General features: G+C 56.8%; 14 protein-coding genes. 5 read left to right on the top strand and 9 right to left on the bottom strand.

All coding sequences use genetic code 11. The annotated features are described in order from the left end of the window. The first annotated feature begins 48 nt into the window (after window positions 1-48). Together BLR97_RS11910 and BLR97_RS11915 are read left to right on the top strand one after the other, a co-directional pair. Complete coding sequence (locus tag BLR97_RS11910; RefSeq protein WP_089706759.1) at window positions 49-756, top strand: aspartate/glutamate racemase family protein; 708 nt, start codon at window positions 49-51, stop codon at window positions 754-756. Then, a complete protein-coding gene (locus BLR97_RS11915) occupies window positions 753-2,207 on the top strand; it encodes a cobyric acid synthase (protein WP_089706760.1) in 1,455 nt (484 codons plus the stop codon). The genes BLR97_RS11910 and BLR97_RS11915 overlap by 4 nt, the downstream gene beginning before the upstream one ends. On the opposite strand, the gene BLR97_RS11920 is transcribed toward BLR97_RS11915, so the two are convergent. Next, entirely contained in the window at window positions 2,179-2,577 is a 399-nt protein-coding gene (locus tag BLR97_RS11920) for a RidA family protein (RefSeq protein WP_089706761.1), read from the bottom strand. The genes BLR97_RS11915 and BLR97_RS11920 overlap by 29 nt on opposite strands. Window positions 2,578-2,705: 128 nt before the next feature. Between BLR97_RS11920 and BLR97_RS11925 the strand changes: the two genes are divergently transcribed. Then, the gene (locus BLR97_RS11925; RefSeq protein WP_089706762.1) at window positions 2,706-3,269 is read left to right on the top strand and encodes a hypothetical protein; all 564 of its coding nucleotides are present in this window, start codon (window positions 2,706-2,708) and stop codon (window positions 3,267-3,269) included. A gap of 14 nt (window positions 3,270-3,283) precedes the next feature. On the opposite strand, the gene BLR97_RS11930 is transcribed toward BLR97_RS11925, so the two are convergent. Together BLR97_RS11930 and BLR97_RS11935 are read right to left on the bottom strand one after the other, a co-directional pair. After that, the gene (locus tag BLR97_RS11930) at window positions 3,284-4,465 is read right to left on the bottom strand and encodes a vWA domain-containing protein (RefSeq protein WP_089706763.1); all 1,182 of its coding nucleotides are present in this window, start codon (window positions 4,463-4,465) and stop codon (window positions 3,284-3,286) included. 3 nt (window positions 4,466-4,468) lie between these two features. After that, the gene (locus BLR97_RS11935) at window positions 4,469-5,323 is read right to left on the bottom strand and encodes an AAA family ATPase (protein ID WP_089706764.1); all 855 of its coding nucleotides are present in this window, start codon (window positions 5,321-5,323) and stop codon (window positions 4,469-4,471) included. A 218-nt stretch (window positions 5,324-5,541) separates the two neighbouring features. On the opposite strand from BLR97_RS11935, the gene BLR97_RS11940 reads away from it, so the two are divergent. Beyond that, a complete protein-coding gene (locus BLR97_RS11940) occupies window positions 5,542-5,802 on the top strand; it encodes a type II toxin-antitoxin system Phd/YefM family antitoxin (protein ID WP_089706765.1) in 261 nt (86 codons plus the stop codon). Further along, on the top strand, window positions 5,802-6,182 hold the full coding sequence (locus BLR97_RS11945) for a type II toxin-antitoxin system VapC family toxin (protein WP_089706766.1): 381 nt from the start codon (window positions 5,802-5,804) through the stop codon (window positions 6,180-6,182). Before BLR97_RS11940 ends, BLR97_RS11945 begins: the two co-directional genes overlap by 1 nt. Window positions 6,183-6,761: 579 nt before the next feature. Here BLR97_RS11945 and pepQ read toward each other — a convergent pair. From pepQ to BLR97_RS11975, 6 genes are read right to left on the bottom strand one after another with little or no spacing between them, the layout of a single operon-like run. Then, complete coding sequence (pepQ, locus tag BLR97_RS11950) at window positions 6,762-8,051, bottom strand: Xaa-Pro dipeptidase (RefSeq protein ID WP_089706767.1); 1,290 nt, start codon at window positions 8,049-8,051, stop codon at window positions 6,762-6,764. Between the two features lie 13 nt (window positions 8,052-8,064). Beyond that, the gene (locus BLR97_RS11955; RefSeq protein WP_089706768.1) at window positions 8,065-8,976 is read right to left on the bottom strand and encodes a LysR family transcriptional regulator; all 912 of its coding nucleotides are present in this window, start codon (window positions 8,974-8,976) and stop codon (window positions 8,065-8,067) included. 34 nt (window positions 8,977-9,010) lie between these two features. Beyond that, window positions 9,011-10,078, bottom strand: coding sequence for an ABC transporter ATP-binding protein (locus tag BLR97_RS11960; protein ID WP_211605134.1), 1,068 nt, complete (start codon window positions 10,076-10,078; stop codon window positions 9,011-9,013). Then, a complete protein-coding gene (locus BLR97_RS11965) occupies window positions 10,075-11,106 on the bottom strand; it encodes an ABC transporter ATP-binding protein (RefSeq protein WP_089706769.1) in 1,032 nt (343 codons plus the stop codon). Before BLR97_RS11965 ends, BLR97_RS11960 begins: the two co-directional genes overlap by 4 nt. 7 nt (window positions 11,107-11,113) lie before the next feature. Then, entirely contained in the window at window positions 11,114-12,055 is a 942-nt protein-coding gene (locus BLR97_RS11970; protein ID WP_089706770.1) for an ABC transporter permease, read from the bottom strand. Further along, window positions 12,052-13,098 carry an ABC transporter permease gene (locus BLR97_RS11975; protein WP_089706771.1) on the bottom strand — a complete coding sequence of 349 codons (1,047 nt, stop codon included), beginning with the start codon at window positions 13,096-13,098 and terminating at the stop codon, window positions 12,052-12,054. Before BLR97_RS11975 ends, BLR97_RS11970 begins: the two co-directional genes overlap by 4 nt. Between the last annotated feature and the right edge of the window lie 79 nt (window positions 13,099-13,177).

The following is a 13,177-nucleotide window of genomic DNA, read 5'->3' on the forward strand; positions in this document are numbered from 1 at the left end:
GGGGTATAAAGGGCATCTGTTTGAACGCATAAAACGGGGAGACCAAGCATGAAAACCATTGGCTTGCTGGGTGGGATGAGCTGGGAGTCGACGCAAACTTATTACCGCTTGCTCAACCAGCAGGTAGGCCGGGCATTGGGAGGTTTCCACTCGGCGAAGATTGTGCTCTACAGCGTCGATTTCGCCGAGATTGAAGCCTTACAGCGCAAAGGCGATTGGCAAGCGATGGGAACCATACTAGCGGGCGCCGCACAACGCTTGGAAGCAGCAGGGGCGGACTGTTTATTGATCGGCACCAACACCATGCACAAGGTGGCAGACGAGGTGGCCCAAGCGGTGTCGATGCCGCTACTGCATATTGCTGAGGCAACAGCAGATGCGTTGGTTCGCGATGGCGTGACCTGTGTCGGGTTATTAGGAACGCGCTTTACCATGGAGCAGGCGTTTTATCGCGAGCGCTTGGAAGCCCGGGGAATCGAAGTGGTAGTGCCCGATGCGAATCAGCGGGAGACGGTGCACCGGATTATTTTTGAGGAGCTGTGTAAGGGTATTAACACCGCTGATTCGAAAGCTGCTTACCTTGAGGTCATCGATACCTTGACCGAGCGGGGCGCTCAAGGGGTGGTATTAGGCTGTACTGAAATCGGCTTGCTGGTTAAACCGGCCGATACCGCCGTTGCGCTTTACGACACCACCGATATCCACGCTGCTCAGGCCGTCGCCTGGGCATTGCAAGACGTAGAAGCAGGTACATGACAACGCTGATGATTCAAGGCACTACCTCGGATGCCGGAAAAAGTACCGTGGTGGCAGGGTTATGTCGGGTGTTGCAACGCCGTGGATTGTCAGTTGCCCCGTTTAAACCCCAGAACATGGCGTTAAACAGTGCAGTGACGGTGGATGGGGGTGAAATTGGTCGTTCTACCGCTTTACAGGCGCAGGCCGCCGGCGTTGAGCCGCATAGCGATATGAACCCGGTACTCCTTAAGCCCGAAACCGACCGCGGCGCCCAGGTGATTCTGCGCGGCAAGGTGTACGGCCATATGGATGCGATCGATTATCACGCCTTCAAGCGCACCGCACAGGACAGCGTGATGGCCGCGTGGGAGGCGCTGGAAAGCCGCTTTGATGTGGTGATTGCCGAAGGCGCGGGCAGCCCCGCCGAGGTCAACCTACGCGAGGGCGATATTGCCAATATGGGTTTTGCCGAAGCGGCTGACTGTCCGGTACTGCTGGTGGGCGACATCGACCGGGGCGGTGTCTTTGCCCAGCTAGTAGGCACGCTGGCGCTGTTGAGCGAAAGCGAACAGGCCCGCACGCGCGGCTTTATCATCAACCGCTTTCGCGGCGATATCGGCTTACTGAACCCAGGGCTTGAGTGGCTAACGACGCGTACTGGAAAGCCGGTGTTGGGCACACTGCCGTATCTTCAGGGGCTGTTGCTGGATGCCGAAGACAGCATTGGCTTAACCCATGCCGAAAAAGTTAGCCAGACCCTCAAAGTGGTCGTTCCGGCACTGCCGCGAATCAGCAACCATACCGATTTCGATCCGCTACGCTTGCACCCTCAGGTGGCGCTGACCTTCGTGGGCCCGGATCAGCCCATTCCTCCCGCCGATGTGATCATACTGCCGGGCAGTAAAAGTACGGTGAGCGATTTAGCCTGGCTTAAACGCCAGGGCTGGGATAAAGCCATTCAGCGCCACCTGCGTTACGACGGCAAGGTGCTGGGTATTTGCGGTGGTTTTCAAATGCTGGGCGAGTGGGTGAACGACCCTGACGGCCTGGAGGGCAAACCGGGGAAAATCGCTGGGCTGGGATTGCTGCCGCTGACTACGCGTATGGTGGCGGGCAAGCAATTGCGCAATGTGAGTGGCGTGACAGTGGCAGAAGGGGCCACCGTCACCGGATATGAAATTCATAACGGCGTTAGCCATGGGCCAGCCCTTACATCGCCGCTGTTTGACTTAGGCTCCCACCTCGATGGCGCCGTCAGTGACGATGGTCAGGTGATGGGCACCTATCTACATGGCTTATTTGATCATCCAGACGCCTGCCAAGCGCTGCTAATGCGCTTGGGTTTGGAGGCTGCTTACTCTGTTGACTACCGCGCCCACCGCGAGCGCGAGCTGAACCGTTTGGCAGAGACGCTAGAAACGCATTTGGATATCGAGGCGATTATTGCTCTTTTGCGAGCTGACGTTTAGCCATCACCGTAATCTCAACGTGGCCGCCACCGCAAATGTTAGGCGATTCGGTGCAAGTACGGGCCGGGTAGCGGCCAGGTTCGAAGAACTCGGCATAAACGCCGTCCATATCGTGGATGAACTTTAGATCCTTCAAGTGAATATCCACGCGCATGATGTCTGCAAGACTGCCCCCTTCCATTTCCAGCATCCGGGAAACCGCGCGCATTATCAGGTGGGTCTCTTCTTTGACGTCGCCCTGAGCGGCTTGGCCGTTGGATAGATCAGAAACGGTAATCCCTGAAATGAATACATAATTTTCGTCGATCACCATGTGGCTGCCGGGAAAACTTGGGGTGGGCATGGTCGGGTCGTTGGTAAACGTTGTCATAGTCGTCCTTGTATTGCTTTACGTATTTTGTTCGACACACAGTCCCTTGCTAGGTTCACGGCGTTTAGCGCTGTTAAAATAGTGCCATTTACACTAGGCTTGCCGCTTTTCGGCGAGCGGGGGACTCCATGAAGGTAATGCAAATTAACCAGCCAGCACAGCGAGATGCGTGTCTGGCGAGGCTGTGTGCAGCGGTTTATGGTCAATCCTCAGGTCTTACACCGCTTGTCGTCTTTACCGGTACGCGCAATGTGTTATTTCCCCAAGAAGCCGCGCGTTTGTTCGCGGCGGTTGATGGCGAAGGTAAGCCCCAAGCGCTGGCGCTGCTGGTGCTAGACGAAGAAGGTGAGGGCATGACGGTGACCCACGCCTGCCATTTAGACCAAGCGGATGCCCAACAGCGCCTGATCAGTGAACTTAGCCTGAAAGCGCCGCTACGTGTCGAGGTAGATAGCGCCGAGCAAGAAGCGTTCTACCAGAAGAGTGGTATAAAGCGCTGGTTCGGCGAGACGGATGGAAAGCGGATAGGCTTGGGTGCACGCCACCCCGCCAAAAGCGTTAGCGAGCTGGCGCCCACCCTGGGCCTGGACGAAGCGCTGATTTTGCGCCGTTTCAAGCACGACCCGGCGGCATTTGAAACGTCAAAACAGGCATTTATCGATAGCTTGGCGCATTTTGATGAAGCTTTTTAACTAGCACTATTTAGCTACTTCTTGACCAGCTCGCGCATAGCAGTTTCCAACCCTTCCATGGTCATGGGGTACATGCGGTCGTCAATGATCTCGCGGATCACCTGGGTCGAGTAGGTGTACTCCCAAGCGCGGGGTGGCATGGGATTAAGCCACGCCAAGCGGGGAAACGTTGCGCATAAACGCTTTAGCCACACGCCGCCGGCTTCGTCGTTAAAGTGCTCGACGCTGCCGCCTGGGTGCGTTACCTCATAAGGCGACATGGCCGCGTCGCCGACAATCACGACCTGGTAATCCGCGCCGTAGGTATGCAGCACATCCATCGTGGGGATGCGCTCGTTACCCCGGCGTAGGTTGTTACGCCAAACGCCTTCGTAAAGGCAGTTATGGAAGTAGTAGTGTTCCAGGTGCTTGAACTCGGAGCGGGCCGCCGAAAACAGCTCTTCGCAGACGCGAATATGGTCATCCATCGAGCCACCGACGTCCAAAAACAGCAGTACCTTCACCGCGTTATGGCGCTCCGGGCGCATCTGCACGTTTAATAAGCCGCCATCCCGGGCGGTTTCGCGGATGGTGCTATCCACGTCGAACTCTTCAAGCGCCCCCTGGCGGGCAAATTTGCGCAGGCGGCGTAGCGCCATTTTGATATTGCGGGTGCCGAGTTCCAGCGAGTCGTCGTAGTCGCGAAAGCGGCGCTCGTCCCACACCTTGGTGGCGCGGCGGTGACGCGATCCATCCTGGCCAATGCGAATACCTTCCGGGTTGTAGCCGTAGGCGCCAAACGGGCTGGTGCCGCCGGTACCGATCCACTTGTTGCCACCCGCGTGGCGCTCTTTCTGTTCTTCCAGGCGTTTCTTGAACGTCTCGATGAGCTCTTCAAGGCCGCCCAGCGACTCAATCTTGGCTTTTTCTTCGTCGCTGAGTTGCTTCTCAAATTCGCGGCGCAGCCAGTCGTCGGGAATTAGCGCTTCAATGGCGGCGTCCATGTCATCAAGGCCTTTAAACCAGGCGGCGAAGGCGCGATCAAAGCGGTCGAAGTGCCGCTCGTCTTTGACCATGACCGTGCGGGCCACTTGATAGAAGGCATCCATATCGGCAAACACCACGCCGCGCTCTACTACCGCGTGAAGGTCGAGCAGCTCGCGCAGCGATACCGGCACGCCCGCGCGTTTTAAGGTCTCAAACAGGCCGATAAACATGGCTTAGCGGCCTGTGCCTTTCTGGCGACGCAGCATAAATGCCAGGCGTTCTAACAGTTGGGTGTCCTGCTCGTTTTTGACCAGCGCACCGGCCATGGGTGGCAGTGCTTTCACTGGGTCACGGCTATACAGCGCTTCTTGGGCCAATTCATCGGCCATCAGTAATTTGAGCCAATCGACTAGCTCAGAGGTAGAGGGCTTTTTCTTCAGGCCGGGTGCTTTACGCAATTCGAAAAACACCTCCAAGGCTTCGCTGACAAGCCGGGGGGCGATATCCGGAAAGTGGACATCGACAATCGCCTGCATGGTCTCGCGGTCGGGGAACTCGATGTAGTGGAAAAAGCAGCGGCGCAGGAACGCATCCGGCAGCTCTTTTTCGTTGTTCGAGGTGATGACGATGATCGGACGCTGCTCGGCGCGGATGGTTTCACCGGTTTCGTAAACGTGAAACTCCATGCGATCCAGCTCTTGAAGCAGGTCGTTGGGGAATTCGATGTCGGCCTTGTCGATCTCGTCGATCAGCAGCACCACCCGCTCACCGGCGGTAAAGGCTTCCCACAGTTTGCCGGGCTTGATGTAGTTGGCCACGTTCTCCACGCCTTCAACACCCAACTGGGAGTCGCGCAGGCGGCTAACGGCATCGTACTCGTATAAACCTTGGGCCGCTTTGGTGCTGGACTTGATGTGCCAGGTGATCAATTGAGTGCCCAGTGACTCGGCCAGCTCCTCGGCCAGCAGGGTTTTGCCGGTACCCGGCTCGCCTTTGATCAACAGCGGACGTTCCAGCACCACGGCGGCGTTTACCGCCTGCTTGAGCGCATCGGTTGCGATATAGGAAGAGGTGGAGTCAAACGCCATGGGAGAGCCTCAGCTTGTCGAAAGCGGGTTTATAAATGGATTCAAACAAGTGTACGTGAGGGTCACCCTCAAGGCCAACGAGCTGTATAACGATGGCTACGATGGGTGGTATGCCAATGCCTCAAAAGTTACACTTATCTGTGTAACTTAATTACTCCGCAGCTGTCATAATCGTCACAACAGAAGATAATGATAGCGTGGAACGAGAGGACAATGTCATGCATGCCAACGTCAAACAGCTGCGTTTACAAACTAAGGCGCTCTTAGCGGCGACGCAGCGTGGGGAAACCGTCGACATCACTTACCGTGGTAAGCCTTGTGCTCGGTTGGTCGGTGTCGTTGAGAACGACCAGGAAACGCGTCCAGTGCGTAACCCTGCTTTCGGTTTATGGGCGGATCAGGATACCTCGAATGGCAACGATGTTGAGTCACAAGTGCGTCGCCTACGCGCGCCACGTAGCTTCGAGATGAGAGAGTGATGCTGGTCGATACAGACGTACTGATCTGGAATCTCCGCGGGAATATCGCGGCGGCGGAACGGCTGGATGATTTGCCTGGTTTTTCGCTGTCCGCTGTGAGTTATATGGAGTTGGTTCAGGGCATGCGCAATAAGCAGGAACTCAACCAACTGCGCCAAGCGTTGCACTATTGGCAAGCGAAAATAGTTCATTTGGACGAAGGGGTCTCGGCTCGTGCCACGTTTCTGGTTGAAAGCTACGCGCTTAGCCATAACATGCAAATGGCGGATGCACTTATTGCCGCAACGGCCATGGAACTGGGCGCGCCCTTGTTAACCGCCAATGGTCGCCATTACCGGCATATTGATGGCTTGGGTTTAGACATCTTTCGTCCAGGTTAAATAGCTCAGATGGTCGCTGACACTACTTATCACCCCTGCCAATTCGGCGGCACTATGCCTTGGCGCTGCAGTTGAAGGCACGCATGGAGGGGCTGAAAACGACTGTCTACGGTCTGCAGCCGGTTCACCATACTGCATGAGGTGGTAAGCAATGAGCCATTCAAATAGCCAGTCCATCATGCACGCAACGGTTCAGTGCAAGAGTGTGCACTGCATCATCATGACACGCTTGACTGAAAAATTGATCGTTCGTGGTGCGCATACCCCCTGAAAAAAAAGTGATCGCCAAAGGTTGTCAGAGCGCTATTTTTATAAGTATATGATTATTAGGGTTTTTTAAAATAGTGGCACGCATGTCGCAATATACTGGGTGCAAGGCCATTGAAAAGAGTCGGATACGATTGACGTTGTGATTGAAACCGACTTTCCCTTCATTGCCTACATCGCGACCGTTCGGTCAGCGATACACCGAGTGAGCTGGCGTGCTCCACCTGGGTCCCCTTCGGGGGACTTTTTTTATGCCTGATTGTTGATCAATTTTCATCTTAAGCTGCCGGTTGAGCGGCAAATGGCTACCGCTTAAGGCGTTAAGTTGTCCGGCCCGTGGTCGGTGACGACGATATTGTCTTCGATACGAATCCCGCCGCAGGGCAGACAGTGATCAACCAGGGTCCAGTTGATGGGCAGCGACTTTTGGCGCAACGGCTCTAAGAGCATCGGGATAAAATATAACCCTGGCTCGATGGTGACCACCATATTGCGTTCAAGCGTTCGGGTGAGCCGCAGCGCGGGGTGCTCGCTGGGCGGCGGGGCCGGGGAGCCGTCAGGCTGACGTAACCCGGCGACATCGTGCACCTGTAGGCCCAGTGAGTGGCCCAGGCCGTGGGGGCAGAAGGCGCGTGTGACACCTTCGGCAACCGCCTGTTCGCGGCTGCCTCGGAACAGATCGTGGGCGACCAGAATATCACCCAGATGATGGTGCATCTGCTCGTGCAGGGCGACGAAATCAGCGCCTGAAGTAACGCCGCTGACCAGCTCATCTTTCAGTCCGTGCAGCGCCTTGACCAGCTCGCCGAACAGTGCCGGGGCATCCGGCCCGGCATGGGTGCGGGTAATGTCCGCGCAGTAGCCACGGAACCGGCGCCCCGCGTCCACCAGCAGGCTGTGGCGCTGCTTGGGTGGGCTTAGCTCGTAGTGCTGGTAATGAAGTACGCCCGCGTGATCATTAAGGCCAATAATATTTTGGTAGGGAACGGCGGATTCGCGCTGGCGACTGCCCGCAAGGTAAGCGAGTTGGATGTCGAGCTCGCCGGAGGCACCGAGAAAGGCCGCTTCAGCGGCTTCATGTCCGGCCATGGCGAGCCGGTTGGCTTCCCGGAGGCAGGCGATCTCGTAGGCTGACTTATGCATACGGCGCTCGTCCAGGCGGTTCATCAGCGAGACGGGGTTCAACTGCGCTTGCTGGCTGGCGGTTGGCAACTGGGCGACATCACCGATAATCGCCGCGTGGCCTTCCAGCGCGGGGCTAACCTTGTCGGTACATAGGTGGATGTCAAATTCGGTCACCCAAGGTTCGTCTGGTAAGTGAGTGGGCAGGTGCCAAAAATCAGCCGGGGCATAGAGATACAGCTGGGGCCGCTTTTGAGGGCGTATCACCAGCCAGCTGTGTTCCACACCGGCCAGTGGCACCCAATGCATGAAGTGCCCATACGTCTGAAAAGCGGGGGCCTGATCATCGGCAAAGTAAGCGTTGGCGTGCCCGCTGTAAATGGCTAGGCTGTCGAGCCGGTGCTCTTCGAGCAAAACCGTATAGTCGCGCTGCAAGTGCGTTAGGTGCTCTTGCTGTAAAGCAAAAAGTCGAGTTGACATGCGGGGGTCCCTATTAGGTACGAAGGGGAGTGAGTTCGCTCCAAAAGCTATCCAATTCTGCGTGATGCTGGGCTTGATGGCGATACAGGCGAAGCTCCATGGGCACATCCCAGTGACGATCTCCAGCGCGAACCAAGCTGCCCTGTTGAAGTTCTGCCGTGACGTTACGTTCGGGCAGCCAGCTCATCCCGTAGCCCAGCAGTACCAATTCCTTGATGCCGGCCGCATACAGGTTTTCACTTTGCGCCGTTAAATAGCTGCTTTCGGGTAGCCGCGCCAAATGGGCTTTTACAGCTGAGCCTAAGAGCCCCCGCTTGGGGTAGGCTAACCATGGAATCGGCTGCTGTTGGCTGCCCGGCAGTAGGGCTCGGGGGCGCGATTGTTCATCTACGCCCGTCACTGGAATCAACCGTTCATGACCAATAACGCGGTAGCGACAATCACTGGTGTCGATATCCAGATCGCAGCGGTCTAACGGCCAGTAGCAGATCGCGAGGTCGCATTCACCGCGCTTCAGTGCTTGAAAGTAATCGCTGGCTACCCAGCCCGTGGCACGAAGATAGGGTTGAATACGCTCCTGCCAGCCGGTTGATGCCAACCATTCGGGCAGAAACTGGCCAAGCAGACTTTGCGGCGCGGCGACCATAATACGTCGCTTTTGCCCGGCATTGATCTCCCGCACGCGATCACGTGTTAAGCGCACCCCCTCGGTCACCTGCTCGCACAGGGTGAGAAACTCTTCCCCAGCCGGCGTGAGCGATAGCGGCAGCGTTTGGCGGTTAATCAGCGTCACGCCCATTTCCTCTTCCAGGAGCTTGATGCGCCGGGAAAAAGTGGGCTGGGTGACGTTCTGTTCATCGGCGGCGCGGGAGAAGTGTCGCGTTCTGGCCAGGGCGATAAAGTCTTCTAGCCAGCGAATTTCCATGCCTTAACTCTCCATGCGAGAACCAACGACCGCCTCATAGGCGGCCCTCCTCAACAGCGTGGCACGCCACACGTGTACCGTCATCCTGCGTTTGCAACAGTGGAATTTCTTCGCGGCAACGCGCGTTGGCATACGGGCAACGGCCGTGGAATACGCAGCCGCTGGGCAGGTTCACCGGCGTCGGGACTTCGCCTTCCAAACGGACGTGCTGTGGGCGATCATCTTCCAAACGCGGAATCGCCGACATAAGCGCCTGCGTATAGGGGTGGCGCGGTTTGGCAAAGAGTGTTGCGGTGTTGGCGATCTCACACACCGTGCCTAGATACATCACCGCCACTCGAGTACCAAAGTGCTCTACCACGGCTAGGTCGTGGGTGATGAATAGGTAAGTGAGGTTCCGCTCGTGCTGTGCTTCCATCAAGAGGTTCAGCACCTGCGCCTGAATGGACACATCCAATGCCGAGATAGGTTCATCGGCGACGATAAACTCTGGGTCAACCGCCAGCGCGCGGGCAATGGCGATGCGCTGGCGCTGGCCACCGGAGAATTCGTGGCCGAAGCGCTTGCCCCAGTCCGGGTCGATGCCTACTGAGTGCATCACTTCTTCAACTTTAGTGACGACTTTCTGGCGATCCCAATCGGGGTGGTGTAAACGCAGCGGCTCTTCGAGCGTTTGCTGAATTGTCATGCGCGGATTCAGCGACGCATACGGATTTTGAAAGATCATCTGCATGCGCTTGCGGTAGGCCAAAAGCGCACGTGAGTTAAGATTATCGATACGCTCGCCGTTGTAGCTGATTTCCCCCTCGGTGGGTGAAATCAGCCCCATGACGATGCGGGCGACGGTGGATTTCCCGCAGCCGGATTCACCCACTACGCAGAGCGCCTCGCCGCGGTGGATATCCAGGTTCACCCCATTAATCGCGTGGACGTACTCCTGGTGGCGCACCAGTTTGCCGCCTTTGAAACGCAGCTGGTCAAGAAAATCCCCCGACAGCGAAAAGCGTTTCTTCAACCCGCGGATTTGCAAAAGCGACTCGGCGCTCTCTTCGTTTTGCGTCGGAATGCGGTTATCCGTCATGGCCTCTGCCTGCGCGTTCATGGGTTCGTCTCCTTCAGGCGGGCCTCATCAGTGGCCTCTTTGTCTATCAGTTCAGCCACCATGTGGCAGGCGACCTGGCAGTTGCCGGACTCGACAAAGCCGGGAACCTGTTGGGTACAGGCCGGACGGGGCTGACCATCGGCGCGATTGATAAAATCGCAGCGCGGATGAAAAGCGCAGCCGCTAGGCAGGTTAGATAGCGAGGGCATGCTGCCACGAATTTGGTTGAGCTTTTCGCCGGGCGTTGCCATCTGCGGCAGGGCGTTGATTAATCCCTGGGTGTAAGGGTGCTGCGGGTCGTTGATGATTTCCCGCGTGGGGCCTTGCTCGATCACGCGGCCGGCGTACATGACCAGCATTCGCTGGGTTACCTGGCTTACGACGCCTAAATCGTGGGTGATCAAAATCAGCCCGACGTTGTGCTTTTCACACAGCTCCAGCAATAGCGCCATGATCTCGGCCTGAATGGTCACATCCAGTGCGGTGGTGGGCTCGTCGGCAATGATGATATCCGGGTCGAGCAGCAGTGCGATGGCGATAATGATGCGTTGGCGCATGCCGCCAGAGAGTTCGTGTGGATATTGATCCAAGCGCGTCTCAGGCGAGGGGATCTGAACCTGATATAGTTTATCCAGCGCGATGGCGCGGGCCTCCTTGGAGGAGATGCGCCGGTGCGCTTTTAAACACTCAAGCATCTGCTCGCCGATGGAAAGCACCGGGTTCAGCGTCATCATCGGGTCTTGGAAAATCATCGAAATACGGTTGCCGCGTACTTTACGCAAGGCCCGTTCCGACATGCTGTTGAGTTGTTGGCCGTCAAAGCGAACCTCACCCCCGGCAATAAAGCCAGGCTTGGCAATCAGGTTGAGCAGTGAAAAGGCGGCAACGGACTTGCCCGCGCCGGATTCGCCGACGATGCCTAAGCGCTCGCCACGTTCAAGGGTAAAGTTCACGTCGCGTAGGGCGTGCACTTCACCCAGGCGCAGAGCAAAGCGGACATCGAGGTGGTTGACTTCTAGCAGTGCCATGGAATATTCAGCCTTTGTAGAGTCGTGGGTTCATGACATCGCGCAGCCAATCGCCGAGTAGATTGATCGACAACACCAGCACTATCAGCACCGCACCCGGGATCAGGGTGATCCACCAGGAGCCAGACTGGATGTAGTCAAACCCAGCTTTAATCAGCGAGCCCAGCGACGGGTGGGTTTCGGGCATGCCGAGGCCCAGAAACGACAGCGCCGCCTCGGAAATAATCGCATTGGCGATCTGAACGGTTGAGATCACGAAGATTGGCGACAGGGTGTTAGGCAATATGTGACGGAACATAATCCGCTTGCTGCGAAGCCCCATGACGCGGGCGGCATCGACGTATTCCTTGTTTTTCTCGGCAAGTACCGAGGCGCGCACGGTGCGGGCGTACTGCGGCCATTCAGCCAGGCCAATGATCAGTATCAGAAGTGGTACGGCATAGGCGCTGAACGTTTCACCACCAAAAATAGCTTTGACCAGTGCACCAACGATAATCGCGACCATCAGCGTCGAGAACGACAGCTGAATATCCGCGAGACGCATCAGGAAAGCATCAATACGCCCGCCCAGATAGCCGGCAAGTAGGCCAAAACAAACGCCGATTAGCGCCTGTAGCGCCACGGCGCCAAAACCGATCATCAGCGATACGCGTGCGCCGTACAAAATGGTCGAGAGCATATCGCGGCCCTGGGCGTCAGTGCCTAGCAGGTACTGAGCGTCGCTACCGTCGATCCAGAACGGGGGCAGTTCCGAGGACAGAATATCGATCTGCGCCAGGTCATAGGGGTTCATGGGCGACAGCCACGGCGCGAGAACCGCAACGGCTACCAACCCAATGAATACCACCAGGCTGATCTGAGCGACGATGTCGCGTTTGAAGCTGTAAAGCAGATACGAGTCACGAAGGCGTTCCCAGCGGCTGGGAAGCGCGGAAGAGGATGCGTTCATGCGGGCTTTCCGGTTAGTTTGACAGTGGGATTAACCAGGCCATAAATCAGGTCGACAATCGTGTTGGTGATCACAAAGATCAGGCCCACGATCATGAGATAGGTCACGATTAGCGGAATATCAGAACGCTCGATGGCATCCAGGAACATAAGCCCCATGCCGGGCCACTGGAAAACGGTTTCGGTCAGGATGGTGTAAGCCACCAGCGTACCAATCTGCACCCCACCGACGGTAATGACCGGCAACATGGTGTTTTTCAAGGCGTGCAGAAAATAGATACGGCGCATGGATATCCCTTTAGCGCGGGCAAACTTAACGTAGTCAGATTGCATCACCTCAAGCATTTCGGCGCGAATCAAGCGGATAAATAGCGGCAGCATGATCGAGGCCAGCGAAACGGCGGGGAGCACCAAGTAGGTCAATCCCTCTAGGCTTGCAAAGTTAGTCTCCCAGGTGCCAAACACCGGCACTGGGTTACCGCGGCCGTAGGCGGGCATGCCACCTTCGGTGGAGATCAGGTCGTTGAGCCAACTGCCCCAGGCGGTATCGACGGGAAAAGGTGTCCAACTGACGCCGATGGCGAACAATTGAATCAGCATGATCGCGGTGAGAAACACCGGGATCGAAATGCCAACAATCGATATGCCCATAAAAAAGCGCGAAAGCCACGCGCGGGGCTTGATGGCGCTATAAACGCCAATCGGCACCGAGAGGGTGATAATCAAAAAGGTGGCTGCGGCCACAAGCTCTAGCGTTGCTGGCAAGTGGCGCGCAATGACCTCGGTGGTGGGCTGGTTGAAAACGTACGAATAGCCGAAATCAAACTGTGCCGCATTGATCGCAAAGCGCGCGTACTGCACCAAGAATGGGTCGTTGAGCCCAAGCTCTTCACGCAGTTCGGCACGTTCGCTCTCCGGGACCGACTGGCCGACCATCTGCTGAATCGGGTCGCCCAGGTTATCTTGTATAGCAAAGGCAATGATGCTGATGACAAACATCACCAGCAGCGCATGAAAGAGGCGCTTAACCAAAAAGGCGATCATTAGAACGGTTCCGTTAGTAAAACAGGGAGAGCTCGCCCCGAGGCGATTAACCTCGGGGCGAGCGAGTCGAATGACACTG

Source organism: Vreelandella arcis (assembly GCF_900103865.1).
Lineage (GTDB): Bacteria > Pseudomonadota > Gammaproteobacteria > Pseudomonadales > Halomonadaceae > Vreelandella > Vreelandella arcis.

Coding starts and splice junctions, on each gene's coding strand:
- BLR97_RS11910 (WP_089706759.1), top strand. CDS start 49: ATGAAAACCATTGGCTTGCTGGGTGGGATGAGCTGGGAGTCGACGCAA.
- BLR97_RS11915 (WP_089706760.1), top strand. CDS start 753: ATGACAACGCTGATGATTCAAGGCACTACCTCGGATGCCGGAAAAAGT.
- BLR97_RS11920 (WP_089706761.1), bottom strand. CDS start 2,577: ATGACAACGTTTACCAACGACCCGACCATGCCCACCCCAAGTTTTCCC.
- BLR97_RS11925 (WP_089706762.1), top strand. CDS start 2,706: ATGAAGGTAATGCAAATTAACCAGCCAGCACAGCGAGATGCGTGTCTG.
- BLR97_RS11930 (WP_089706763.1), bottom strand. CDS start 4,465: ATGTTTATCGGCCTGTTTGAGACCTTAAAACGCGCGGGCGTGCCGGTA.
- BLR97_RS11935 (WP_089706764.1), bottom strand. CDS start 5,323: ATGGCGTTTGACTCCACCTCTTCCTATATCGCAACCGATGCGCTCAAG.
- BLR97_RS11940 (WP_089706765.1), top strand. CDS start 5,542: ATGCATGCCAACGTCAAACAGCTGCGTTTACAAACTAAGGCGCTCTTA.
- BLR97_RS11945 (WP_089706766.1), top strand. CDS start 5,802: ATGCTGGTCGATACAGACGTACTGATCTGGAATCTCCGCGGGAATATC.
- pepQ (WP_089706767.1), bottom strand. CDS start 8,051: ATGTCAACTCGACTTTTTGCTTTACAGCAAGAGCACCTAACGCACTTG.
- BLR97_RS11955 (WP_089706768.1), bottom strand. CDS start 8,976: ATGGAAATTCGCTGGCTAGAAGACTTTATCGCCCTGGCCAGAACGCGA.
- BLR97_RS11960 (WP_211605134.1), bottom strand. CDS start 10,078: ATGAACGCGCAGGCAGAGGCCATGACGGATAACCGCATTCCGACGCAA.
- BLR97_RS11965 (WP_089706769.1), bottom strand. CDS start 11,106: ATGGCACTGCTAGAAGTCAACCACCTCGATGTCCGCTTTGCTCTGCGC.
- BLR97_RS11970 (WP_089706770.1), bottom strand. CDS start 12,055: ATGAACGCATCCTCTTCCGCGCTTCCCAGCCGCTGGGAACGCCTTCGT.
- BLR97_RS11975 (WP_089706771.1), bottom strand. CDS start 13,098: ATGATCGCCTTTTTGGTTAAGCGCCTCTTTCATGCGCTGCTGGTGATG.